Here is a 24,532-nt window from a genome sequence, read left to right on the forward strand (position 1 = left end):
TAGATACCTATTAAGTATAGCATGTGGCCCTCTTTTGCATTCAAAAGTTAAGCGCTTACTACTGATTTTTAGCGGCAAGTTCGGTATAATTAGTGTTAAGTTGAACAAAAAACAAAGGGGAATATCATGGTCGCAGAAATTAAGACATTGGTAACTTTTTTCGGTGCTACAGGTGATTTGGCAAAGCGTATGCTTTACCCATCTGTCTTTAATCTTTATAAGAAAGGTTACTTGAAGGAAAACTTTGCCGTGGTTGGAACTTCCCGTCAAGATTTGACGAACGAAGAATTCCAAGACATGGTGCGCACTTCCATCAAGGATGGCGTTACTGACCAAAAGCAAGCCGAAGACTTTTTGGCCCACTTCTCATACTGTGCAAGTGATGTTACAGATGCTGCTGGTTATGCCGGCTTGAAGGACACCATCGACGCTGCTGAAAAGAAGTTCCAAATTCCTGGCAACCGGATTTTCTACATGTCCGTCGCCCCTCGTTTCTTTGGTACCATTGCGCACTACTTGAAGTCCGAAGGTCTTTTGGCCAAGGAAGGCTTCAACCGCTTGATGATCGAAAAGCCATTTGGAACGTCATATGACACTGCCGAAAAGCTTCAAACTGAATTGGAAGACGCCTTTAACGACGACCAACTTTACCGTATCGACCACTTCTTGGGTAAGGAAATGATTATGAACATCGCGCCAATTCGCTTCGGTAACCCCTTCATCGCCGCTGCCTGGAACAAGGACTACATCAAGAATGTCCAAGTTACTTTGGCCGAAACTTTGGGTGTTGAAGAACGTGCCGATTACTACGAAACTGCCGGTGCTTTGCTGGATATGATCCAAAACCACACCATGCAAATCGTTGGTTGGTTGGCCATGGAAGAACCTAAGTCATTTAACGACAAGAACATCCGTGCTGCTAAGAACGCCGCCTTCTCCGCTTTGAAGATTTACAACAACGAAGAAGTTGCCCGCTACTTCGTTCGTGGTCAGTACGGCGCTGGTGAAAACCCAGACTACAAGCCATACACGCAAGAACCAAACGTTCCTGCTGACTCAAAGAACAACACTTACATTGCAGGTGAATTGCAATTTAACACCCCTCGTTGGGAAGGTGTTCCTTTCTACATCCGTTCTGGAAAGCGTATGGCAAAGAAGACCACTCGTATCGACATCGTCTTCAAGGCCGGTACTTTCCAAATGAACGCCGAACAGGAACCTCAAGAAACAGTACTTTCAATCGTTGTTTCACCTGATGCCGGTGTTCAATGGTCAATCAATGCCAAGGATGTTTCCGATAACTTCTCAACGCACTTGATTAACTTGAACTGGGCACCAACGGCCGAAGAAGTTAAGAATACGCCAGCCCCTTACGAACGCATGATTCACGATTGTATGGATGGTAACGGTTCAAACTTTGCTGACTGGCACGGTGTTGCGACCGCTTGGAAGTTTACCGACGCTATCTCAAAGGCTTACGCCGATGATGCCGCTCCATTGGAAACTTACGCATCTGGTTCAATGGGCCCTAAGGCTGCCGATGAATTGCTTGCCAAGAACGGCGACCACTGGGTATTTAACGGTAAGTAAGATTAAATAAAAAAGCCTGATGATTAATCAGGCTTTTTATTTTGGAGAGGACTACATGAAAAAAGTTAGCATTATTGTTTCTGCATTGGTGATTATCGTTATTGGCTGCTTTATTGCCATCGGGCATTCCAATAGTAATCATTCCAATGATGAGAAAAGCAGCTCAAGTTCAATCAGTAAGTCTTCTTCAAGCAAGCAATCTTCCTCAGCGAAGAAGGAAAATCAAAGTAGCTCAAGCAGCCACGCTTCTTCTAATAATGACCAGGCCGCTGGTTCGGCGGGTCAATCTGCCACAACAAATGGTTCCACGAACACTGCTAACAACAATGGCGGTTACCCAACAAAACCTGCTGATTATGACACCCAAGCTGGGGGTAAAGGACACGCTGTCCACAATACGGCTGATGCGTTAGACATTATCAAACATGTAATGGGTGTCAATGATGATACCCTCTATGATGCATGGCCAGATGAGTCCCAACCCAATTGCTATGACGTCAAAGTCCGTTCCAAAAGTATCATGGCCCAGGGTGGCACTGGCACCATTGCCCTCTACTATGTTTACTCAGATGGAACATATAAAATTGGATAAGCAAAAAGCAACCCAATCGGGTTGCTTTTTTAATACACCGAAAGCCACAAGACAACTTGTAACACGATGATAATGGCAAGCATGATCAGCCAGCCGACCCCTGGCCAGGCATGATTTTCATAGTAGGAACGCGCTGCGCCCTCTTGGAAACCGTGCGAGGTCATTGCCATGGCCAAACTCTCTGACCATTTTAAGGCGTGGACCAGTGCTTTGAAATAGAGCGTGGGCTGCCAAAAATGCAGGGCTTCGTCGCGCATCAAACCAGCGGCACGAATGTAGCCGAAAGCTTGCTTGAAACGGGGCATGAAGTTCAAGGCCCCAAGGATACCGTAGGCAAAGGTAGCCGAAAGCTTCAGATTTTGCTGAAGGGATGTTAGTAACAAATAGGGCGTCATGCCCAAGGTTAGCCAAGCGCCAACAAAGATGAAAGCCAGCACACGAGAGCCCATCACAAAGCCGAAGTGCAAATTAGCGGCGGGACTGCCCTGCCCATAAAGGTAGAAGGACCAGAAAGTTCCAAAAACCGGAATGATGGCAATCAGAAAGTAGAAGCCAATTTTTTTAAGTGAGGTGCGTTTTAGGAGCAAAATTAATAGCGCACTTGCTAGCAAAAAGAGGTTTAGCGTAACCGACTGCGTTAGAGCAATTTCCAAGGAAATGATAATCGCTAAAATTAAGCGCTGTGTCGCATTCATCAGATAGCCACCTCCTTTTGATAGGTCAAAGAGCCATCCTGGTAGGACAGGTGCTGGTCGATGATTCTAACCAAGTCGCGAACCTGGTGTGAAACCACTACAACGGTCAAGCGCAGCTCTCTTTGAACCACTTGAATCAAGGTCAAAACCTGGTCAATTGAGGCTTCATCCAAGCCAGCCAAGGGTTCGTCCATCAGCAAAACCTTGGGGGCCATAATTAACATCAAAATCAGCTGTAACTTCTTTTGCTGTCCCCCGGACAAGGTGTAAACGGAGCGGTCGTCCATCCCCGTCAGCCCGAGTTTTTCCAACCAATCTTGCCGGCGGTCAGCTTGCCAATAATCGGCGTGCGGACTCTTGCTGGCGACTTGGGCTAACTCTTCTTCGACGGTAATATCCAGAAACTGTTCAGTGGCGGATTGGAAGATCAACCCAACTTGGCGGTAATAGGCGCGTTTTTTCCACTTTGAAAGTGCTTTATTCTCGTAAATAAGGGTTCCTTGATAATTGTGGAGGTCCGCCAAGGTTTTCAGCAAGGTCGACTTGCCGACACCGTTGGGGCCAGTAATCAAAGTGATTTGCTGGTCATAAATGGCCAGTTCATCTTGATGCAAAACTTCGCGTTCACCGTTTTTTAGGTTGACATCTTCCAAGCTGTAAGTTGGAGCAGTGAGCGGAGCGGGCTCAATGCTGACATATTGGTCTCGATGCTCGAATTTCTGCCAGTCAGGGCGTGCAAGGCGTGCAAGCTGCTCACCCTGAACTTGGTAGAAATCCGTGATTTTATCCAGGTAACCAGCGGAATCATGGTCGGCCACCAAAATACCGTAACCCTCTTGGCTTAATTGATGGAGCATTCCCTGCAGTTCTCGGCGGGATTGCAAGTCCACGGCCGCAAAGGGCTCGTCCAACAGTAAGTATTTAGCACCAAGGGCCAAAACTTCAGCTAGCGCGACCTTTTGTAATTCACCCCCGGATAAAGTGACAAAGGGCCGGTCGACGAAGTCCGCAAGACCTACTCGAGTCAAGGACCAGGCAATTCGCCGGTCAATTTCGTCGTGTGGCAGGGCCAAATTTTCCAGTGCGAAAATAAATTCCTGCCTCACCGTTGGCATGGCGAACTGGCTGTCCGGATTTTGGAAAAGCAAACCAACTTCCTTGGCGCGGACATTGGCTGGTAGATCCTTTAGGTCCGTACCATCAAGATTGATTTGACCAGCAACTTGACCGCCGTACTGAGGATACAAGCCAGCTAAAGCCTTCAATAAAGTTGATTTACCCGAACCGGACGGCCCCATTAAAAGCGTCATATCGCCGCCCTTGAGTTCTAAACTGACGTCGGCGAGCACGGTTTGCTTTTGGTAACCGAGGTCCAAATTTTCAGCAATTAGGGCCATAATTAGTCCTTCTTGGCGAGCAATTTAGAACGGTCCAAAAGCGTGGTAATTCCCTTCACCAAGACACCGCCGAAGAAGAAAATCGACAAGTAGCGAACGACGAAGAGGGCAATCAAAAGACCGAAGTTGTAGTGCAAGTAGCCGTCCTTGATGATTGACCAGGCGAAAGTCACGATGGTTCCCGTCAAAGTTGATAGCCAAAGTCCGGCCGTCCAGTTCTTGTAGCCGACCAAAGTGAAACCAAGTTCAGAGGCGATACCCTGGACGAAACCTGATAGTAAGGTTCCGACACCGTATACTCCGCCCAGGAACATTTCACCGGCAGCCCCCAGCATTTCTCCGATGAAACCAGCACCGGGCTTCTTGAGCAAGTAAGCGGCCAAAGGACCAGCCATCATCCAAACACCCAGCGTCAATTCTGTGGTGAAAACCTGCAAACCAACGGGCGTCAAAGCTGCTGAAACAAGTTGGTAAACGGGATCCATGATCCAGTAAACCACTGAGAAAATAATGGCGATGAGCGCCAAGAGAATTACATTTTGTAGTGTCCATTTTGCTTTCATGATTCAATTTATCCTTCGTTTTCGACTTTACTTAGTTTAATTTTTGCGCTGAGTTCTGCATCGGTTAGATTGGCCAGATGATCAAAAGTTTTGTTTAAGAAATCAGCGGGTCCGGCAATGCCATCAGCCAGTGCTAGTTCCCCGGCAACCGGCAGACTTGCGGCAGCATAGGCGATTTCTTCGACTTGCTTGCTTTGGCTAGCAAAGGCACCCAGGAGGCCATCGAGCGCATCCCCCATGCCGACATTGGTGGCCAATTCCGGTGCTGAATTATCAACCCGGTAAATGGCCTGCCCATCTGAAATCAAATCACTTGGTCCGGTTGCCACCACGATGGTCTTGAGTTGCTGGGCAGCCTTTTTCACGATGAGAGCTGGGTCTGCTTGGCCAGAACCAGCATCGATGCCGTGTGCCTGCCAGTCAAAACCGGCTAACGTTGCGATTTCGCCTAGGTTTCCCCGGACGATGGTGACGTCAACTTGGGCCACCAATTCTTGTGCCCGACGGCGACGTAAGGGTGTCGCTCCAGCAGCAACGGGGTCAAAGATAACCGGCTTGCCCTCGGCGTTAGCAGCTTTTCCAGCAGCCAGCATCACGCTTTGCACCCGTTGACTGGTCGAGCCGAGATTGAGCGTGACCGCCTGAGCGATTTTTACTAGGTCCGGCACTTCCTCGATGTCCTCGCCCATGATGGGTGAGGCGCCGATGTAGGCGATGGCATTGGCGACCACCTGCGGCGTAACCCGGTTAGCAATGTTAAAAACAATTGGTTGTGCTTGCCGCACACGCTTTAATAAATCATTTTTCATCGGTTTGCTTTTCCTTTAACTCTTTCACTATTTCGGCGATGTTGTTGCTGGCCGTGATGGCCGAAATAACCGCAATCCCAGCGGCTCCCTTGCCGGCTACTTGATCGGCATTATGGCATTTGATGCCCCCGATGGCGACGACGGGCAAGGGCGACTGGCTGCATACTTCCTGTAAACCGGCTGGCCCAATCGGCTCTTTGGCCTGAGCCTTCGAGTTCGTTGCAAAAACCGGTCCCACTCCCAGGTAATCGACCTGGCCCAAAACCGAACGGCTCTTGGTCAACTCGTCTAGATTATGCACGGACAAACCGAGCATGAGCTGCGGTGCGGCCGCCTTAATTTGTGGCACCTTGGTGTCGGCCTGCCCCACGTGAATACCGTCCGCGTCAATCGCCAGCGCAAGCTCCAAATCATCGTCGACGTAGAGTGGCACTTGGTATTTGGCCGTAATCGTCCGTAGTTCTTTACCCAAATTCAGCTTTTCCTGCTGGTTGAGTTTTGAACCATCCTTTTCACGGTACTGGAGGGCCGTAATGCCAGCCGCACAGGCTTCTCGGGCAATGCGCAAGACTTCTTCGGGTTTGCCGCCGACATTTTGGCTCCCAATGACGAGATAAACCTGCAGTGAAGCGGAATCAAATTTCATTGCGCTGTACCTCCCAGTTGCCTTGGTTGAGCGGTCCGTGCCCGTGGCCGATGTTAAGTGGATGGGCAATGATGGTGTTCATGTAGCTGTGCCCTTCCTTAATGGCTGCTTCGAGCGTCTCGCCCTGGGCCAGATAGGCCGTAATGGCAGCGGAAAGCGTGTCCCCGGTGCCGTGCTTACTTGAGGTGTGAATGCGTTCGCCCGTCAACCAGAATTCCTGATCAGCTAGCAAAACGTAATCCTTAACCTGGGGCCCATCCCCGTGGCCACCCTTCACAATCACGTTTGGCACGCCGAGCTGCTGAATTTTATTTCCAGCAGTCACCATGTCGGCTTCCGTCTTGATGGCCATTCCGGCCAGCAATTCAGCTTCGGGCAGGTTGGGCGTGACCAAGAGGGCCAGCGGCAACAAGTCCTCCTTCATTGCGGCAACTCCGGCGTCATCCAAAAGACTAGCACCGCCCTTTGCCACCATGACTGGATCGACAATCAAGTTACTGAGCTCGTATTTTTTAACGGCCCGGGCAACGGTTTGCACCCGGATAGCATCGAAGAGCGCCCCGGTTTTGGCAGCCCGAACGTCAAAGTCAGCCATAATCGACGCAAACTGGGCATCAATTACGTCGGGCTCCACAGGATGGGCACCCTGAACACCGAGCGTGTTTTGGGCGGTTAAACCGACAATGACATTCGTTGAATAGGTTTGGCAGGCCTGCATCGTTTTGGTGTCCGCCTGCATCCCCGCACCCCCGCCGGAATCAGAACCGGCAATGGTCAGCGCGGTTGGATATTGCTTAGGATCACGCATTTTAATCCTCCAAGGCTTGGGCAAAGAAGGCCACTTCATACTCGGTTGACTTTTCAAAAGCGGCTAAGCCCTTAGCTTTTTGTTCCGGACTCGCCTTTTTGGCGGCCTGGTCAACCAAACTCGTCACATCCTTAGTAAAGCCGTGGTTGAAGTCGCTGTAGTAGTTAAACCAAGGGAAGAAGGGATTATCTTCCTTGATCAAACCTTCGCGAATCATGTGGTTGGCTAAGTAGGTGTAGTCAAAGGGACAGGAAAAAATCGATAGCAAACCGACAAAATCATCTTCCTGCGTAGCCTTTTCCATGTGTTCCAGGTAGGCATTGGTTACGGCTGAATTGGCATAATCGCTAGAAACCAAATCATCTTCATTCGTGTGGGCATGGTCCAACAAGATTTGGTGGGCTTCATACTCTTTGACGTCTTGGTCCGGCTCAGTAGCCACTTTTTCACCGGTTACCGCCATGTACAACTTTTCGTACAAAGGCAAGTAGCGGTCCAAGTAACGATGATCCTGTTGGACATAAGTTAGCAGTGCTTGTGAATCAACTTTTCCCGACTCCAGCGCCTTAATAAAGCGATTATCGAGAAATTCCTGTAGGTGCTGGTCCATAATCTTACGGCACTGTTCTGAAAAAGATTGGGTGGCGCTTGCTTCCATGTTGCTCTCCTCGTTTGGCGGACGTTGGGGCCACATCCGTTTTTAGACAATAAAAAAGCCCTCAGCTCGAGCTGAGGACTTCGTTGATAAGCCCGCCAAAAAGGCAGTCTAAAAAGTCGATTGTATAAAGTTCCCTCCGGCCGTACTAACGGCATCAGGTTAATGGGTATAATCTCAGCTCAAGGCACCCCAACTTTTAAATTGTGGCTTCAGTATAGCACAGCTAAAAAAATAATTACAAATCTAAATCAAAGGCCGGGTCAGTCAAAAGGCCTGTTTCCTCGTTAAAGGTCCGCAAGAAATTCTTCATGTAAAGCGCACGCTTATCGGCTTCCTGTCGCCCCGCCGGTGTGTTAAAGAGGGCCGGTAACTTGAATAATTTTTCGTAAAAATGGTTAACAGTGGGTCCGTTATTTTTACGGTAGGCTTGCTTATCCCTTACATCAGTCATCGGCAAAATATCTGGGTCGGCCAAGGCGCGGCCCTTAGCACCGCCATAGGCAAAGGCCCGGGCAATCCCGATGGCACCAAGTGCTTCAATGCGGTCGGCATCCTGGACGTATTGGCCGATTGCGCTGAGTTGATAGTGCTCTTTTAGATTGGCCGAGTAGGACAAATGCGTGATGATATCCATGATTTCAGCCACTGCTTCTGGGGAAAAGTCGGCTTGACCCAACAGCTTTTCCACCCGCTGAATCTGCCCCGGCACGTCAGCAACCACCTTGTCATCGATGGTGTCGTGAAGCAAACTGGCAGCAAGCAAAATCGCCGCTTTATCCGCTGGCATTTCACCCAGATCATTCTGATAAAAACGAGCCGCCCAATCCGCTACTCGCTTAACGTGGCGGTAATCATGCCCGGTCGTGTCGCTCGCCAAAGTTTCCCGAGCAAAAGCGTCAATCTTGCCTAAATTTGGCATAAATAACCTCCTTATGAAAAAAGCAGCTCTTAGCGAACTGCTTTTTTAGCCAGCATCTTATCCAGCGCATAATAACCGTAGCCAAAAGCCATAAAGAACAGGCTCAGGAGCACGACGTACATGCCGACTTTCGGCCAACCAATCAAACTATGGTCGATGAAAAAGTATGGAAAATGACGCTTAGTATCCGGATAAATGACCCCCGTTGTCGCCACCAACTGCGCGAAAACAAAGTAAGTCCAAGGAATAAAGAGCCAGGTCAAAGGGGCTCGCTTTGAAATCCGACCCTTTGGATCAAACAAAAGCCAGTCAAAGTTGACCATCAAGGGCACAATCAAGTGCACGGACAGCGTGCTCGACCACTGCTTTAGGGTGTGGGCATTAAAACTGTGCGGTGCCAAAATCAGCCAGAAAATCAGCATGGTAACCGTAATGGCAAGGGTCACAGCCCCCTTAATGTTTTCATTTAGCGGTTCGCCCTTCTTCGTCAAAGCATAAATAAAGTAGAGAATGCAGAGCACATTCGAGAGCGTCGTGTAGTAAAGGAAGTTGCGCGGATCGCCCCAACTTCCCAATGTCACGCCAAAAATACCGACCAAAACCAGCACTAGACGGTATACTTGCATGACTTTTCTTTTCTTCGTCATATTGACCAACCTTTTACTCCTTCAAACAAAAAATCCACCCGCACGCGCAGGTGGATTTGTACGTTACTTAAATTTTAATGGAAAACCATACCGCCATCAAGGACTAAGGTTTGCCCCGTCATGTAATCGGAGTCAGGAACAGCCAAGAAGGCCACGCCGGCAGCAATTTCTTCTGGATCAGCCAAACGTTGCATGGCAATGTCCTTGGCGAACTGCTTCATGCCCCATTCGTCATCCTTGCCAGCCTTTTGGCCAACTTCGTGGGCAATATCAAACATCATCGGTGTCTTGACGATACCAGGTGCGTAGGCGTTAACCGTGATGTTCTTTTCAGCCAATTCCTTGGCAGTCGTCTGCGTGATACCACGGATAGCAAACTTCGTTGAACCGTAAACCGTCAAGTTAGGGTTTCCTTCAATACCAGCTTGTGAAGTGGCGTTGATAATCTTACCGCCGTGACCCAATTCTTCGAAGGCCTTCACAGCCGCTTGGATACCCCAAACCGTACCGTTCACGTTAACCTTTTGGGTAAATTCCAAAGTGTCTTCATCAACTTCCAAAATCGGCGTAGTTGGTGCAACTCCAGCATTGTTAATCAAAACAGTCAAATCACCGAAAAGACGAACAGCTTCTTGAACGGCAGCAAAGACTTCATCACGCTGGGAAACATCAGCATGCAAGGCCGTTGCAGCATCGGGATGCTTCTTGTTAATGGCATCCACGACGCCACGGCTCTTTTCCGTGTTACGCGCAACGATGGCGACCTTAAAGCCGTCATCCGCCAAACGTTCAACAATGGCTTGGCCAATTCCTTGGTTTCCACCAGTTACAACTGCTACTTTTGTCATAATTGCCTCCAAATGTTATATGTTTCACATTACCACTTTCGTCGACAAAAAAACAGCCCTCACGAGGCCGTCTTTTTAACTTTTAGTGGAAAACCATGCCGCCATCCAAAACCAGGGTTTGACCGGTCATGTAGTCGGAATCCGGTCCGGCCAAGAAGGCCACACCTGCTGCAATATCGGCAGGTTCAGCGAGGCGGCCCAAAGCAACGGGCTCTGCCATCGTCTTTTCGATTTCCTTAGGGAACTTGCCGGTCTTAATCGACTGTTCCTGAACTTGGCTCTCCATCATCGGCGTCTTCACCGTGCCCGGTGCATAAGCGTTGACCGTGATGTTCTTGTCGGCCAATTCCTTAGCAGTGGTTTGCGTGATTCCTCGTACGGCAAATTTAGTTGCGCCATAGACGGTCATGTTGGGATTACCCACGATGCCGGCCTGTGATGAAGCGTTAATGATTTTGCCACCGTGACCCAATTCTTCAAAGGCCTTAGCAGCGGCTTGAATGCCCCAAACGACGCCGTTCACGTTAATGCGCTGCGTCCGATCAAGGGTTTCTTCATCAACTTCCATAATCGGCGTAATTGGTGAAACCCCGGCATTATTGACCATAACGGACAAATCACCAAAGATTAAGATGGTCTGTTTAACCGCCATCTTAACGTCGTCGCGGTTGGAAACATCCGCCTCAATGGCAATGGCCGATTTGGCGTGTTTTTTGTTAATTTCATCAACGACCGCCTGGCTCTTTTCACTGGTACGGGCGACAACTGCCACCTTAAAGCCATCATCGGCCAAGCGTTCAGCAATAGCCTTACCAATTCCTTGGCTACCACCGGTTACGATTGCTACTTTCTTCATATTGTACCTCCAGACTCTTCACTTCCACCCTAGCACTTTAGGCAAATAAAAAACAGCCCCGCGGGACTGTTTTAAATTTAGAAGTAAACACCTGAAACAGGTAGACCAATAGCAACAATGTAAATCGTCCAACCCCAAATGGCATGTCCAAGGAATTCTGATAAATTCTCATACCAAGGTTGCTTCCAGGCTGCTGGAATTGTTTTGCAGGCCGGCAAGATAATCCAGTGGAAGGCCACCCAGATTACCAAACCATAAACCACACCCTGACCATAAGTCACGTCGGCGTAGTAGTTGGCCAAGAAAACAAAGAGCATCGAGAAGGCGACGGAAAAACCAAAGTGCATGATTAAGGCAACGTAGGGTAACTTCTGGTCATCTGAAACCGTAATAGTTGCGTGGGTCACAGAAGCGGGCACCCCTAGTTGCTCGAGCAGCTTTTGAGGAGGATTTGTAGCGTTTCGTTCCTGGTTACGAGGTGGAAAAATGGCTTCCCAACCAATCTTAACCATTCCGGAAATCATGCCAGCTACGAAGCCGACCCATATACTATTGAAAATGATATTCGCCAACATAAATCTTTTCCTCTATCTTTGAACTTACGTCTCTATCATAACATAATTTACAAGTGCTATAATGCAGGCAATGAATGGAGGTTTACATGCAAGTTTCTGTTAAGCTCGATGCGGGTTATTTGCCCGACCAATATGCCAAGTACGCCCCGGCCGAAGCCGTGATTGACGGCCACGCTGCCGTTTCCTTCCCTTTTGAAGTTAGCGATTTGCCAGCTGGGACCAAGTACTTAGCCTGGGATTTTGTCGATTACGATTCCATCCCCGTTGCCGGTTTTGCCTGGATTCACTGGGCAGTGGCCAATGTGCCAGTGAGTGCTGATCAAGTTGCCATTCCTGCCGACTTTTCCCAAGCCCAAAGTAACTATTTACACGGCAAAAACAGTTTGGTTTCCAAGTTGCTACCGGAAGCCGATCCCCGTTTGCGGGAACACTACATCGGTCCCAAGCCGCCGAACAGCGACCACGACTATACCTTGCGAGTCTATGCTCTGTCCGACGCTTTAGACTTGAAGGAAGGTTTTTATTTGAATGAATTACGCCACCAGATTCTAGATAGCGACAAGGTTCTCGCCAGCACTAGTCTAGAAATTCCGGCCCGCGTCTAAGTGGAAGACTGCCTCTGGCGGTCTTTTTTGTCATGAAATGTTCGGATTTCGTCTTGCTCTAGACTCCATTATTAAATTACCATTGCTAAAAATGAGAAAAATATGTATATTTAATGTAATTTAGCCCAGTCCTATCCAGAAAAGGGGAAATATTTATGCCTGATTTGTTGCCTGGCTTGCAAAAGTCATATAACCACCGTCTCGACCTCGTTCAGCCGTCCGGAATCCGAGCTTTTGACCAAAAGATTTCGGAAATCGACGGCATCATCAAGTTAACCATTGGTGAGCCGGATCTTAATACGCCAGAACACATCAAGGAAGCCGCCATCCAGGCGATTAAAAATAATGATACCCACTACTCCGCTCAGCCAGGAACGCTGGCTTTGCGTAAGGCCATTGCCAACTACTTGGCCAAGTCACAAGGTTTGGATTACAAGCCTGAAGACGAAATTATCGTCACCATCGGTGCCACTGAAGCGCTCTATGCTAGTTTTGCAACACTTTTGAACCCCGGTGACCAGGTGATTTTGCCCACACCAACCTTTGCTTTGTACGAACCCATCGTAACTTCTTTGGGTGGCGAAGTGATCAACTTGGACACATCTGCTAACGGTTTTGTTTTGGAACCTGAACAGTTGCGTCAAGCGCTGGAAGAAAACGACCGCGTCAAGGCCGTCCTATTGAACTACCCCGGTAACCCAACCGGGATCGAATACGATGAAGCGGCATTGAAAAAAATTGCCGACGTCCTCAAGGATTATCCTGTCTTTGTTTTGACGGATGAAATTTATGCCGAGTTGAACTATAGTGATGAACCCCACTTCTCGATTGCCAAGCTCTTACCGCAGCAAAGCCTCTACATCAATGGTTTGTCAAAGTCACACGCCATGACGGGCTGGCGAATCGGTTACGTGGCCGGTCCCGCCGAAATCATGAACAAAATTCGCAAGAACCATGCCTTCATGGTAACTTGCCCTTCTGATATCGACCAAGCCGCCGCACAAGCTGCTCTGGAAGATGGTCAGGAAGACCCTATTCCAATGCGCGCCATCTATCAAAAACGCCGTGACTTTTTGTACAAGTCCCTGACGGATCTTGGCTTTGACATTATCCTGCCTCAAGGGGCCTTCTACATGTTTGCTAAATTGCCTGATAAGTTGGGCACGGACGATACCAAAGCTGCTTTGGCCATTGCCGAAAAAGCCAAGGTCGGTGTCATTCCGGGTTCAGCCTTTGGACCGGGAGGGGAAGGTTACATCCGCTTCTCATATGCCGCTTCAGATGCTAATCTGAAAGAAGCGGTTGAACGCCTTAGCGCCTATCTCAAGCAAGCCTAAGTAAACAGGAGGATCAAATGGAACGCAAGATACCAAACGTGATGGGAACGCAGCATCCCGACAACGCCTTTAAGCCTTTTTTCAAGCACCGTGAGCCTTTTATTCCGGCGGGCCGCGAAGTTGACGAAGCCTTCGAAAACTTTTCAACTTTAGGAGCCGATGAATACATGTGGGATTGGGAAGGTAAGCACGCCGACTCATCCGTCATCGACCGTCTTTACACCCGTCATTACGACTACTTCAAGGAAAATCCGCTTGGCCGCGATAAGTTCTTGACCTTCCGTTTGCCCAATATCTGGGAAGAAAAGGGTTACAGCTTGATGCAGGCGATGACGACCATGTTAGTGGCCGAAGACTTCGCCCACGACCTTGGTTTTGAACAGCGTCCTTTGTTTGAAGCCATCTTGCCGATGTGTCAGTCAGCCGACCAACTTTTCGAAATGGAAGAAAAGTTTGCCAAGTTGGCTCACTTCAAGGATGACGAATTCAGTCAAGGTTACAAGAACATCGATAGCTTGCAGATGATTCCTTTGTTTGAAAGCTTTGAGGCCCAGTTGAACGCGCCCGAAGTCTTGAAAAACTTTGTCGAGTTGTATCAAAAGCACTTCAAGCGCGAATTGCCTTACGTCCGTGTTTTCTTGGCTGGTTCTGATTCTGCCCTTTCCAACGGCTTTATTAACAGTATCATTGGAAACAAATTAGCCCTGACTAAGTTGGCCGAATTCTCTGCCGAAAGTGGTTTGCCAGTTTATCCAATTGCTGGAACCGGTAGCACGATTTTCCGTGGTGGCCTTTCTCCTTACACGGTGGACCGTTATTTGGAAGAATTCCCTGGTTTGAAGACGGCGACGATTCAGTCTGCCTTCCGTTACGACTTCCCATTGGAAGAAGTTGTTAAGCCCGCCATCAAGAAGCTCAAGGCTGGTTTGCAAAAGAATGACTTCAAACCCATTAGTTCGGAAGATCAAGACGTGCTTTACGATATCGCTCAGCAAACTGCTGCAGAGTACCATGACACTTTGGATCCATTGATTGTGGATATGCAGCCGGTCTTCAAGGCCTTTCCTAAGCGCCGTGACCGTCGCCAGCACATCGGCTTGATTGGTTACTCGCGTGACGTTGATGGCTTTGATTTGCCCCGTGCCATTACCTTTACTGGTGCGCTTTATTCAATGGGTGTACCGCCCGAAGTTATCGGAACTGGCCGCGTCTTGAAGAAGCTGACGCCCGATCAATTTAAGACTCTGGAAAAGCATTATCCAAACATTCGTGCGGACTTCGCTCAGGTTTTGAAGTTCTACAGTCCAGCAGCTATGGAAGTTTTGCTGGCTGCTAACCCTGCCTGGAAGGCTGTACAAGACGATGTGAAGGCTTTGGAAGAACTCTTCAACTTGCAGGCCGGCCCAAGTAACGCCGACGAGGAACGCCACGCTGAATTGGCCGCGGACCTCAACCGCATCGGCGACACAGAAACCCGTGCTTTGCTGATTGAACGCATGGCTAAGTTGCGCCGCTTCTTAGGTTAATAAAAAAGGAACTCGCAGGAGTTCCTTTTTTGTTTGTCTTAATTTTGGCTGGCTGCTTGGTAGAGCAGATATAGAAGCGCAATCTTAGAAGCCGCACCATCAACCATTTCCAAGGCTTTCGTCACCGGCACGAATTGATAGTCGCCGATATATTCATCCCCATCAAAGTGGGTGCCGACTTTTTCAACCTCATTGTCATCCAGTGAAACCGTGAAAATATAGGATTTTTCACTGATAATGCCGTTGGAAAGATTGGCATTTTCAACTTCAACAAAGCCCTCTTGGTCAATTTTGTAGCCGGTTTCTTCTTGCGTTTCTCGTTTAGCGGCGACTTTAGGCTCTTCGCCTTCGTCAATTCGACCGGCGGGAAGCCCCCAGGAGTAGCTCTTAATCGGCGCACGATATTCTTTTTCAACGAGGACGTTTTTGACGCCATCGATTTCCTTGACCACGGCAATCGTGACGGAATCCGTAGTATTGACGACCTGGCGCAGGAAGGGCTTTTCACCAGGCAGGGTGATTTCCTCTTCATCAACCGTAAAAACCGCGCCCTTCATCAACTGACGGAGCTTCTTAACTGCTACTTTATCGCTCATTTTGACTCCTCCTTCTTTGCAAACCAAGTAATCCCAACAATAACAGAGTTAATGATGTAGAAAATGTACTTTCCCACGTTGGCAAAATTGAACTGGAACAGTGACTTAACTAGCTGTGAAATGTTGTAAAGGGCCCAGAAAATCCACTGCTGTGATGACTTAAAGACGTTCAACATGTCGGCTACGAAGCTGAAAGCCAAGCTAATGCTGGTGAACCAGAAAATAGCATTTAAGCCCTGCCCTAGCCAAACATAGGCCAGCGCATTCAATCCAAATGATAGAGCGGTACTCGTGATCAGAAAGATGATCATCTTTTGAACGGATACCAGCGTGACTTCGTCCTTATCGTACTTCTTCCAGGTCCGGCTGGGAATGTAGTTTAGCACCCAGGATAATGGGTAGGTAAACATGGCCCCGACGTTACCAAACAGGAAGTCCAGCACCCCGGAAAAGAAGATGTTAATCCAGCCGATTGTGTTACCCAAGTTGTTTTTCTTGGCCACTAAACGCGTTGACATAACCGAAGCGACTGCCGAAAGCAGCGCAAAGATACCAATCAACGGCCATTTGGTAATGATGCTGCCAGAGACACCCTTAAAGAGCCAGGAGGCCGACAAAGGCGTGATAAAGCGGTTGTAAATGTCATGCCCATTGCTGCCAACATAGCTTGCCGCAGCAATCGACAGGACAATCACCACGACCCCGACCAAATCAAACCACCATGAGTTTGCAATCTTATTCAACTTTTTCATTTATACTCTCTCGCGGCCTAGTGAGGTCGCAATTCTCTCCCTTTTTTATCAACTCCATTTTAACAAACTCATGCGGCTGGATTGAAAAATTATAAAGGAAAAAGGACAGGCCCCAATGGGGGACTGTCCTTTAATAACTTGATTTATGCGCTTCGCTTAATCATCTTGTTCTTTATGATGATGACGGAAGAAACCTGACGCGGTCGTGCTCAACCAGGAAGCTAAGCTACCCTTTGACTCAGCCTTATCATCATGTTGGCTATCTGCAAATCTTTCCGGAGCCGTTTCGTGATTGTTAGAAACTCGTGTAGGTGCTGGCTGCTGGGGTGCAGAAGCGGGTTCTTCTTGCTTACCCAAAAGGTTAGGGTTAATCATCGAACTCATGAAACTTGTTCGCTTGATGCTCTGTCCCGCGCGGCCTTGTAGAGTGGCAATGTATTCAGACATCGAATGTGACTGTGAAGCCTGAAGACTTTCCACCGTGCTGTCAGCTGAGATCGTTGTACCAGTGGTTGAATCCTGCTGATTTTCAATCGTATATGGATAAGCTTGAACTGGCTCTAATTGTTCTGGTCGGACTGGTTCATCGAAAAGTGGCTGAGCCTGACTCTGTTCCTGTGTTTCTTGCGCTTGTGCAAATGAAACTGGTGCTTCGCTAGTAGAAGATTCCTGACTTTGGCTAACAATTGTAGGATCCGAAGAACGGAAGTTCAAACTGTGCACCAGGCTGTCAATGTTGCCGGTAATACTGTCATCGACCTGGTCTTCAGAAGCATACTCGCTCTCTGAAAGGCTTTGGCTGGTAGCCATTGAAGAAGACGTTGAAGAACGCCATTCCATCGTCGACTGACTCTGGCTGGCAGCAATCGAAGTGGAAGTCGAATTAGCTTCGGACTCACTCTTAGAATCCAAAACATCTGGATTCATCGTTTCTTCAATCGTTGATGACCATTCAGAAACAGAATTTGACAGGCTGGCAACATCAGAAGCGAAGATTGAAGTCGAACCTTCCAGACTAGACAAGGTCGAGTTGATACTTGCTTGGCTTTCGGATTCGCGCTTTGAATTTGAAGCACTCACTGAAGCTCTTTCTGAGTCAGCAGTAGAGCTTTCGGCACTGGTAATCATTGACTGCGAATCAGAGATTGAACCTGCCATCGAGTTTTCAATTGAAGTTGATTCTGCCTGTGAAACTGAGCGACTGCCAGCTTCTGAAAGCACTTCACTCTGAGAAGATTGCGTCGATGCTTCTACACTTTCCAGCGTTGACTGGCTTTGTTCAGTAGACAGTGAGGCAGCAATCGAATTCAAAGTGCTGTTCTTAACCGATCCACTTTCCACTGTTGAAGCGGCTTCCGAAACAACGCGACTTTCGCTGGCAATGTTGGATGCATTTTCGCTAATTGCTTGGCTAGTTGAGTTCACTTCTGAATCCCAGTTTTGTGCCTCCGGTTGGGCGAAAGCTGAAGTTGATTCAGAGTTTGACTCTGGCGCACTGCTTGAACTTTGGCTAAGATTACCTAAGGCTAATGAAGAAGAGTTAAAGCGGCTGTAGGCTTCGCTCTTAGCAAGATCAAGCGTACTGTTGCTGTCGTTATTTGGATTAACTTGGTCAGATTGACTCGATAAAGTGGACATAGTGTGGTTCCCCTCAATTTGGTTCGCGTTGGCGTGACTGTTCATCAAACCAGGCGCACTGGCTAAGGCTCCTAATCCGGTGAAAACAGTTAGTCTTTGATCATTCTTTGGCAATTGTGATTTCATCGGAACCTCCCAGAAATTAAGTATTTGTAAAATGTTTAAGAAATTCTTAAGCTAGTATAATTTTAGCATAATTCTATCACTTGAGGGTGACTTTCAGCCTGATTTAGCTGATATCGTGCAAAAAACTATAATTTGTCAAAAATATTTAAGAACGTATAAAGATTAGCTAATTTAAGGCTAGAAAAGCCCGATTTGGCGCTATTATCGCCTATAATTAAGTTGATTTCTGATGGAGGAAAAGCACTGTGAAAATCAAACGAGAAAATATGAAGGACTATTATAGTTTTTCATCCATAACTGAATTAAGTCTATTTCTTGGGGTTGACCGCGAAACCCTCCACCACCGAGCCAAGTTGCGCGGAATTGACCTCAATGGTACTTACAGCGAAGAGGACTTGGCCGCTCTTAAGCCCGACAAGGATTCTGCCCTCAAGCAGCTCAACACTGAATCTGAAGCTGAAGTTGAAATTTTGCGCATGAAGATTAAGATGCTCGAAAGCGAATTAGGCTATAAGGATGAGCAACTAAACGACCGCAAGGCTCACATCGACACCTTGAAGAACACCTTGACCAAGGCCGAAGAGAACTTGGAAAAGACACAAACTTCTGTCGACCAGCAGCAACACCTTCAGTTGGCTACTTTGCAACAATTGGACAAGGTTACCAGCCGTGTTCAACGTATTGAAATGGAAGACCAGCAAAAAAGCCACTGGTGGCAATTAGGTCGCAAGAAAAAGCAAGATAACGATTAAAAAAGCAGGTCATTACGACCTGTTTTTTTAGTTGCTTGCAAAGAAACTTCCCCGCTGATCATCAATGTTCTTTTGAATGGACTTGTTATACCAGAAAGGTACGATGACCTTGCCGATAATGTGGTCTCGGTCGATAAAACCGTACCATCGACTATCATTAGAAACGGAACGGTGATCGCCTAGAACAAAGTACTCACCGGCGGGTACAACCGTCTGGTTTTGATCCTTCGTTTGCCATAGACCGGTTGAAGACAAAGTTCCTAAGTCCCAGGATGAGCCAAAACGGCTGGCTGTGCCGGAACCTTGTTCGGATTGGCTGATGTAATCTTGATTAACAACCTTACCGTTAACGTAGAGGACGCCATCCTGGTAGGCAACCGTGTCGCCGGGTACCCCAATAACGCGTTTTACATAATCCGTTTCACCCTTTTGAATCCGCGGATCTTCGTCACGTGCATCAAAAACGACGACATCCCCGCGCTTTATGCTACTGGCCTTCCAAATTCCGACTCGCTGCATGTTCAGCAAGTTCGGTTCCATCGAGGTCCCTTGAATTTGGGCAACGGAGAAGAAAAAGGTCGTAATGACCCAATAGAGCAAACAGCCAAAGATGATTGGCAGTAGCCAGTTAAAAATTATGTTCCTTATAAAACTCATCGTTCAGCTATCCTTTGTCAGTATGCTTATATTATACCGGCTTTTGTTTAAAAAGAAGGCTTTTGGCATGAATCAACATTTTCCTGGCAAAAAAAGCAGGCCCACACGGACCTGCTTTTTAATTTAGTTAGCAAAGAAATCTTTATCCTGCTGGTCAACATACTTCTTCACGGTACTGCTGTACCAGAACGGCACGACAACCTTACCCGTGATGTGCTTGCGGCTGATATAACCATAGTAACGGCCATCATTGGAAACTGAACGATGATCTCCCATCACAAAGTAGCTGTTGGCAGGAACCTTAGTCGTGTTGGCATCCTCACTCTTCCAAAGACCCGTGTTCGACAAGCTCTTCAAATCCCAGTGGGAACCGAAGTCACCAGCGGTACCATCCGTCCGTTCGGACTTTGACAGGTAATCCTGGTTAACTTTCTTGCCGTTAACGTAAAGGTTGCCATTACTAAAAGAAACCGTATCGCCAGGAACACCGATAATACGCTTAACGTAATCCTTTTTACCGGCTTGAATGCGGGGATCTTCCTTGCGAGCATCGAAGACGACAACGTCGCCGCGCTTCAACTTCGCCACGTGGTTAATCCCAACATACTGCTTATCTAGCAAGGTTGGTTCCATTGATGTTCCCGAAATCTTAATTCCAGAAAAAACAAAAAGATAAATCAGAACAAGCACGACGAAGAACAAAATCTGCGCCCACCAGCCCTTAAAAAAATTAGTTACTGCCTGCATAATTTAAATCCTCTGTTTGCTATTATACACGCCGTTTTAAGAACGGACGGTGTTAATTATGACCGAAAAACGTCGCTTTGTGTCAATTCCAGCAGTTTCAAATCGATAAATTCCGTGACTTAAGCTAAGCTTAGCAATGTTCTCATCCTGCCAAAGGTCAGGCAAAATGTCAGTGGGGTTCGGTCCAGGAAAGGCCTTACTCCAATCAATCACCAGATTGTTTTCGAAAGAAAATGCCAAAACACGATAGTCAAGTTCCGGCGCATCCGCTTGATCCAAGTCCTGCACCGTCACCCAGTAATCCCGTCGTTTTAACTGCATGTCAGCAATTTGCATAGCTTACCTCACTGTCCTAAAACCTTGAGAACCTCATCCTCGGTAGGAATCGATGGCTGGGCCCCACGCCGTGAAACCGTTAGGGAAGAAGCTGCAGAACCGTAGCGCATCGCCTCTTCAATGTTGTCGAGATTAGCATGCAAGCGCGTCGCCATTGCACCAATGAAGGTGTCCCCGGCGGCCGTGGTATCCACTGCCGCGACCTTGAATGAAGGCACCATCCCCTTCTTGCCGTCGGAGGTCATGTAGAAGGCCCCCTTCGAACCAAGAGTGATCATGACCGTGTGCATACCGCGGTCCATGAAGTAGGCCGCGTTAGCATCCAAGTCCGATTCGTTATTAATGTTGACACCAGTCAACAAGGCCGTTTCATGCTTGTTAGGGATAATAATATCCGTCAAGTTCAATAAGTCCTCGGGTAAATCACCGAATTCAGGCATGGGCGCTGGATTCAAAATCGTAGTGACGCCCGCCTCTTTAGCAATCTTAAAGCCAGCAATAACCGCTTCAACCGGAATCTCAAGCTGAGCGATCAAAAAGTCGGACTTGGCAATCAAGTCGGCTTGCGTGGCCACATCTTCCTTAGTCATATCGGCGTTAGCGCCACCATAGATGTAAATCATGTTATCCCCGGACGCCTTGGAAACCATGATGTAGGCCTGCCCAGTTTCTTCCGTGGCCGAACGCAAAACACCATCCGTGTTTAAATTTTCATCAGCCATATTGGCGGCCAAGTCGAATTCTTGCCCAACCTTGGTAATCATCTGGGTCAAAACACCGGAACGCGCAGCCGCCACTGCCTGGTTCAAGCCCTTACCACCCATCACTTCGATGGTGTGGTTATCAATTTTTAAGGTTTCCCCACCATGAGCAAAGCGCGGCACACGCACTACCTTATCAATGTTGGTGGAACCTAAGACTGTAATTACTTTCGTCATGCTTGATCCTTTTACCGAGACTTGTTTAAACAAGAAAACCGAAACGTTCTACCTAAATATTTTACTAGAAATCGCCAGGATTTAAAGCGCTAAGATTTCAGAAAGCTTCAATATAAGCTCTAAATTTTGCTATAATAGCCCTATTGACGTAGATTTGCTTATCTGGGAGGATTCCTCGTGAACAATGATAAAGTACGGGCTGCGCAAATGGCCTTGGAACGCATTCCAGAAAAAGCAATTGTTGGACTTGGCTCAGGTTCAACTGCCACGGTTTTTATCGAACTCTTGGCTAAAAAAGCGAAGGAAGAGCACATGGAACTTACCTGCGTGCCCACTTCTCGCCAAACCGAAGAATTAGCTGCTTCATTAGGTTTGCGCGTGGTCGACATCGATTTAGTTGATCATATCGATGTTACGGTCGATGGTGCTGATGAAGTCGACGATGCTTTGAACGGCATTAAGGGTGGTGGCGCCGCCCTGCTTTTTGAAAAGATTGTTGCCGCACATTCCCATAAGAATATTTGGGTGGTTGATTCTAGTAAAAAGCACCATCAGCTCGGCCATTTCAAGCTACCAGTCGAAGTGATTAAGTTTGGCTCACGCCATATTTATAAGTATCTTGACCGGCACGGTTTGAAGCCTGAATACCGTTTACTTTCAGACGGCCACCGTCTGTCAACGGATTCGGACAATTACATTATTGACATTGATATTCAAGGGATTGAAGATTTGGACGGCTTGGCCAACCAACTCAAGCATCTAACCGGCGTCGTTGAACACGGTCTTTTCATGGAAATCTGTGATGAATTGCTCGTTGGTTCAACCGGGGAAGCCTTTGAACGTAAGTAAAAAGCACTGCAAATTGCAGTGCTTTTTTATTTGATTAAAGTCAGAACAATGCCTTCGACAATGACTAAAATGCCTAGACTAGCTGCCGTCAAAGTCCACTTTGGCACAGGCTTCAAGGACAAGCCTTTCCAGGAAAAGGCCACACCAATCACGCCAAGAACGGCCCCTAAAATCAAAGTAAGGTAATCCCCCATCATGAAGAGTAAAGCAACCAGCGAAACTGCCGACCAGGCCACGCCAACTTGACTCCACGTTTCGGCACCATTATTGGATTTTACCGGCCGCTTTATAGGACGACTATCGTTTGAAAACATTGGGGTCGGAATAATTTCACTGTTTTTCTTAACTTTGGAAAACTTCCGCGGCGCCCCCAACGGTTCATCAAACTGCAGGTAATCCTGAGGACTGCCTAGCTCGCGCCGTTTTTTCTGGGCTTCATCCCCAGCAAAATCATGCTGTAATTGATCATATTCACTTTATAAACGCGCTGCCCGTGCGCTTGCAGTTTCAACTTGGCTGTCACCATTTTTAGAAGCTACCATAGTACCCTAATCTCCAGTTAACGAATAAATGTTCATTAATAATTAGCTCTATCTTAACATAATGCAGAAAATGCTTGTGAAGTCACCTTGTCAAAAACCGTTAAAACACCTATGATAGGCCTATCACAATTGTTTTGGGAGAATGAAATGCCGTCCGAAATTGCACAAGCTGCCAAAGCCGACAGCCAAAATCCAAGCCGCCTACATCACCACATGAACATTGAGTGGGCCAAGTTTATTCATGGAGAAAAGGGCCCCGCTCGCGAGGCCTCCTTGCGGGTTCGGGCTTCCATTGTAGGTCGTACCGGAATCCTACTTTTGTCCTGCGGGACCGGAGCTTGGCGCGTTCGCGATGCGATGAACACGATTGCCCGTTCGCTAGGTACCACTTGTTCCGCCGATATTGGTTTAACCACCATCACTTTTACCTGCTTCGATGGCGTTAATTCCTATAGTCAAAATTTGGCGCTGCCTAGCACAGGGGTCAACACGGCGAAATTATCGGTCCTGGCCGATTTCGTCAACCACTTTGCTGAACGCTATGCGGATAAATCGGCCGAGGAGATTCACAAGCAGCTCGATAAAATCAAAGGCCAAGTCGGTCACTACAACGGCTTCCAACTTGGTTTAGCTGCCGGAATTGCCTGTGCGGGCTTTATCTTTTTGCTGGGCGGTGGTCCGATTGAAATGCTGGGCTGCTTCTTTGGCGCCGGCGTTGGAAACTACGTCCGCCATACCCTGATTAAAAACAAGGTCACGACCGTTGCTAACACGGCGCTAGGAGTTGCTTCGGCCGGTATAGTATACTTCCTGGTTTTCCATTTGCTGAGTCTAGCAATCCCTAATTTAAATCAAGGCCACGAGGCCGGCTACATTGGAGCAATGCTCTTCGTCATCCCCGGCTTTCCCTTCATCACTTCGATGTTGGATATTGCTAAGGTAGACATGCGGTCAGGACTAGAGCGACTGGCTTTTGCCCTTTTGGTTACGATTTCAGCCACCATGGTCGGTTGGATGGTCGCCATGTTGATTCAATTCCATCCAGCCAATTTCTTGCCGCTGGGATTATCGCCCTTGGCCCTAGCCCTCTGCCGGATGGCGGCTTCCTTTGCTGGGGCCTATGGCTTCTCCATGATGTTTAACTCGCCACAAAAAATGGCCATCACCGCTGGTTTGATGGGGGCCGTGGCCAACACCCTGCGCTTGGAGCTCATTGACCTGGGTCACATGCCACCTGCCGCTGCTGCATTCTGTGGTGCTCTAGTTGCCGGCCTCTTCGCCTCCTTGATTAACGCTTGGACGGCGAAGGCTTTCCCACGAATTTGTTTGACCGTGCCATCGATTGTCATCATGGTTCCCGGCCTTTACATCTACCGCGGTGTCTATAACCTCGGCCTTTCCAACATCGGCGTTGGCGCAACCTGGCTAACCAAAGCAGCACTGATCATTCTCTGCTTACCCTTTGGCCTGCTGGTCGCCCGCGTCCTCTTGGATCGCAAGTGGCGTAAAATTGATTAAAAAAAGCTAC

At 48.0% G+C, this 24,532-nt stretch carries 28 protein-coding genes and 1 riboswitch; of the genes, 8 read left to right on the forward strand and 20 right to left on the reverse strand.

What is annotated here, in order from left to right:
• Nucleotides 1–126 precede the first annotated feature (126 nt).
• On the forward strand, nucleotides 127–1,590 hold the full coding sequence (gene zwf / locus ABSY64_RS07160; RefSeq protein WP_349642401.1) for a glucose-6-phosphate dehydrogenase: 1,464 nt from the start codon (nucleotides 127–129) through the stop codon (nucleotides 1,588–1,590).
• Between the two features lie 55 nt (nucleotides 1,591–1,645).
• Entirely contained in the window at nucleotides 1,646–2,182 is a 537-nt protein-coding gene (locus ABSY64_RS07165) for a hypothetical protein (protein WP_349642402.1), read from the forward strand.
• Between the two features lie 29 nt (nucleotides 2,183–2,211).
• Here the strand turns inward: ABSY64_RS07165 and ABSY64_RS07170 are convergent, their stop codons facing one another.
• The 12 genes from ABSY64_RS07170 to ABSY64_RS07225 all read right to left on the reverse strand — a co-directional run bounded on the left by ABSY64_RS07170 (nucleotide 2,212) and on the right by ABSY64_RS07225 (nucleotide 11,603).
• Nucleotides 2,212–2,877 (reverse strand): energy-coupling factor transporter transmembrane component T family protein, encoded by a 666-nt coding sequence (locus ABSY64_RS07170; RefSeq protein ID WP_349642403.1) that lies wholly within the window; start codon nucleotides 2,875–2,877, stop codon nucleotides 2,212–2,214.
• Entirely contained in the window at nucleotides 2,877–4,274 is a 1,398-nt protein-coding gene (locus ABSY64_RS07175; RefSeq protein ID WP_349642404.1) for an ABC transporter ATP-binding protein, read from the reverse strand. Before ABSY64_RS07175 ends, ABSY64_RS07170 begins: the two co-directional genes overlap by 1 nt.
• Nucleotides 4,275–4,276: 2 nt before the next feature.
• Nucleotides 4,277–4,837: an ECF transporter S component gene (locus ABSY64_RS07180; RefSeq protein ID WP_349642405.1), complete on the reverse strand. Its 561-nt coding sequence runs from the start codon at nucleotides 4,835–4,837 to the stop codon at nucleotides 4,277–4,279.
• An 8-nt stretch (nucleotides 4,838–4,845) separates the two neighbouring features.
• A complete protein-coding gene (gene thiM, locus ABSY64_RS07185) occupies nucleotides 4,846–5,646 on the reverse strand; it encodes a hydroxyethylthiazole kinase (protein ID WP_349642406.1) in 801 nt (266 codons plus the stop codon).
• Nucleotides 5,636–6,292, reverse strand: coding sequence for a thiamine phosphate synthase (gene thiE, locus ABSY64_RS07190; RefSeq protein WP_349642407.1), 657 nt, complete (start codon nucleotides 6,290–6,292; stop codon nucleotides 5,636–5,638). Before thiE ends, thiM begins: the two co-directional genes overlap by 11 nt.
• Entirely contained in the window at nucleotides 6,282–7,100 is an 819-nt protein-coding gene (gene thiD / locus ABSY64_RS07195) for a bifunctional hydroxymethylpyrimidine kinase/phosphomethylpyrimidine kinase (protein WP_349642408.1), read from the reverse strand. The genes thiE and thiD overlap by 11 nt, the downstream gene beginning before the upstream one ends.
• Before the next feature lies 1 nt (nucleotide 7,101).
• Nucleotides 7,102–7,758: a thiaminase II/PqqC family protein gene (locus tag ABSY64_RS07200; protein ID WP_349642409.1), complete on the reverse strand. Its 657-nt coding sequence runs from the start codon at nucleotides 7,756–7,758 to the stop codon at nucleotides 7,102–7,104.
• Between the two features lie 114 nt (nucleotides 7,759–7,872).
• Nucleotides 7,873–7,960, reverse strand: a riboswitch (TPP riboswitch).
• A gap of 33 nt (nucleotides 7,961–7,993) precedes the next feature.
• Nucleotides 7,994–8,677, reverse strand: a complete 684-nt coding sequence (locus ABSY64_RS07205) for an HD domain-containing protein (RefSeq protein WP_349642410.1) — start codon at nucleotides 8,675–8,677, stop codon at nucleotides 7,994–7,996.
• A gap of 29 nt (nucleotides 8,678–8,706) precedes the next feature.
• Nucleotides 8,707–9,324, reverse strand: coding sequence for a Pr6Pr family membrane protein (locus tag ABSY64_RS07210; RefSeq protein WP_349642411.1), 618 nt, complete (start codon nucleotides 9,322–9,324; stop codon nucleotides 8,707–8,709).
• 74 nt (nucleotides 9,325–9,398) lie between these two features.
• Nucleotides 9,399–10,172, reverse strand: coding sequence for a (S)-acetoin forming diacetyl reductase (locus ABSY64_RS07215; protein WP_349642412.1), 774 nt, complete (start codon nucleotides 10,170–10,172; stop codon nucleotides 9,399–9,401).
• Between the two features lie 82 nt (nucleotides 10,173–10,254).
• Nucleotides 10,255–11,028, reverse strand: coding sequence for an acetoin reductase (locus tag ABSY64_RS07220; RefSeq protein WP_349642413.1), 774 nt, complete (start codon nucleotides 11,026–11,028; stop codon nucleotides 10,255–10,257).
• Between the two features lie 77 nt (nucleotides 11,029–11,105).
• The gene (locus ABSY64_RS07225; RefSeq protein ID WP_349642414.1) at nucleotides 11,106–11,603 is read right to left on the reverse strand and encodes a DUF1440 domain-containing protein; all 498 of its coding nucleotides are present in this window, start codon (nucleotides 11,601–11,603) and stop codon (nucleotides 11,106–11,108) included.
• A gap of 86 nt (nucleotides 11,604–11,689) precedes the next feature.
• Here ABSY64_RS07225 and ABSY64_RS07230 point away from each other — a divergent pair, with 86 nt between their 5' ends.
• The 3 genes from ABSY64_RS07230 (at nucleotide 11,690) to ppcA (ending at nucleotide 15,071) form a co-directional block, all read left to right on the forward strand.
• Entirely contained in the window at nucleotides 11,690–12,208 is a 519-nt protein-coding gene (locus ABSY64_RS07230) for a YbhB/YbcL family Raf kinase inhibitor-like protein (RefSeq protein WP_349642415.1), read from the forward strand.
• A 155-nt stretch (nucleotides 12,209–12,363) separates the two neighbouring features.
• Entirely contained in the window at nucleotides 12,364–13,545 is a 1,182-nt protein-coding gene (locus tag ABSY64_RS07235) for an aminotransferase class I/II-fold pyridoxal phosphate-dependent enzyme (RefSeq protein WP_349642416.1), read from the forward strand.
• A gap of 17 nt (nucleotides 13,546–13,562) precedes the next feature.
• Nucleotides 13,563–15,071 (forward strand): phosphoenolpyruvate carboxylase, encoded by a 1,509-nt coding sequence (ppcA, locus tag ABSY64_RS07240; protein ID WP_349642417.1) that lies wholly within the window; start codon nucleotides 13,563–13,565, stop codon nucleotides 15,069–15,071.
• Nucleotides 15,072–15,109: 38 nt separating this feature from the next.
• On the opposite strand, the gene ABSY64_RS07245 is transcribed toward ppcA, so the two are convergent.
• The 3 genes from ABSY64_RS07245 to ABSY64_RS07255 all read right to left on the reverse strand — a co-directional run bounded on the left by ABSY64_RS07245 (nucleotide 15,110) and on the right by ABSY64_RS07255 (nucleotide 18,183).
• Complete coding sequence (locus tag ABSY64_RS07245; protein WP_349642418.1) at nucleotides 15,110–15,667, reverse strand: NUDIX hydrolase; 558 nt, start codon at nucleotides 15,665–15,667, stop codon at nucleotides 15,110–15,112.
• Entirely contained in the window at nucleotides 15,664–16,419 is a 756-nt protein-coding gene (locus ABSY64_RS07250) for a nicotinamide mononucleotide transporter (protein ID WP_349642419.1), read from the reverse strand. Before ABSY64_RS07250 ends, ABSY64_RS07245 begins: the two co-directional genes overlap by 4 nt.
• Before the next feature lie 156 nt (nucleotides 16,420–16,575).
• Entirely contained in the window at nucleotides 16,576–18,183 is a 1,608-nt protein-coding gene (locus ABSY64_RS07255) for a hypothetical protein (RefSeq protein WP_349642420.1), read from the reverse strand.
• 245 nt (nucleotides 18,184–18,428) lie between these two features.
• Between ABSY64_RS07255 and ABSY64_RS07260 the strand changes: the two genes are divergently transcribed.
• On the forward strand, nucleotides 18,429–18,935 hold the full coding sequence (locus tag ABSY64_RS07260) for a hypothetical protein (protein WP_349642421.1): 507 nt from the start codon (nucleotides 18,429–18,431) through the stop codon (nucleotides 18,933–18,935).
• A 27-nt stretch (nucleotides 18,936–18,962) separates the two neighbouring features.
• On the opposite strand, the gene lepB (ABSY64_RS07265) is transcribed toward ABSY64_RS07260, so the two are convergent.
• From lepB (ABSY64_RS07265) to rbsK, 4 genes are all read right to left on the reverse strand, one after another.
• Nucleotides 18,963–19,592 (reverse strand): signal peptidase I, encoded by a 630-nt coding sequence (gene lepB, locus ABSY64_RS07265; RefSeq protein ID WP_349642422.1) that lies wholly within the window; start codon nucleotides 19,590–19,592, stop codon nucleotides 18,963–18,965.
• 123 nt (nucleotides 19,593–19,715) lie between these two features.
• A complete protein-coding gene (gene lepB / locus ABSY64_RS07270; RefSeq protein ID WP_434063058.1) occupies nucleotides 19,716–20,342 on the reverse strand; it encodes a signal peptidase I in 627 nt (208 codons plus the stop codon).
• Nucleotides 20,343–20,375: 33 nt separating this feature from the next.
• The gene (locus ABSY64_RS07275; RefSeq protein ID WP_349642424.1) at nucleotides 20,376–20,675 is read right to left on the reverse strand and encodes a hypothetical protein; all 300 of its coding nucleotides are present in this window, start codon (nucleotides 20,673–20,675) and stop codon (nucleotides 20,376–20,378) included.
• Nucleotides 20,676–20,683: 8 nt separating this feature from the next.
• The gene (rbsK, locus tag ABSY64_RS07280) at nucleotides 20,684–21,613 is read right to left on the reverse strand and encodes a ribokinase (protein ID WP_349642425.1); all 930 of its coding nucleotides are present in this window, start codon (nucleotides 21,611–21,613) and stop codon (nucleotides 20,684–20,686) included.
• A 177-nt stretch (nucleotides 21,614–21,790) separates the two neighbouring features.
• Here rbsK and rpiA point away from each other — a divergent pair, with 177 nt between their 5' ends.
• Nucleotides 21,791–22,462 carry a ribose-5-phosphate isomerase RpiA gene (rpiA, locus tag ABSY64_RS07285; protein ID WP_349642426.1) on the forward strand — a complete coding sequence of 224 codons (672 nt, stop codon included), beginning with the start codon at nucleotides 21,791–21,793 and terminating at the stop codon, nucleotides 22,460–22,462.
• Nucleotides 22,463–22,488: 26 nt separating this feature from the next.
• Here rpiA and ABSY64_RS07290 read toward each other — a convergent pair whose 3' ends face one another.
• Nucleotides 22,489–22,698 (reverse strand): hypothetical protein, encoded by a 210-nt coding sequence (locus ABSY64_RS07290; protein ID WP_349642427.1) that lies wholly within the window; start codon nucleotides 22,696–22,698, stop codon nucleotides 22,489–22,491.
• Between the two features lie 453 nt (nucleotides 22,699–23,151).
• Here ABSY64_RS07290 and ABSY64_RS07295 point away from each other — a divergent pair, with 453 nt between their 5' ends.
• Nucleotides 23,152–24,522, forward strand: a complete 1,371-nt coding sequence (locus ABSY64_RS07295; protein WP_349642428.1) for a threonine/serine exporter family protein — start codon at nucleotides 23,152–23,154, stop codon at nucleotides 24,520–24,522.
• Nucleotides 24,523–24,532 lie beyond the last annotated feature (10 nt).

The sequence above is a fragment of the Eupransor demetentiae genome, from assembly GCF_963930865.1.
GTDB lineage: Bacteria > Bacillota > Bacilli > Lactobacillales > Lactobacillaceae > Eupransor > Eupransor demetentiae.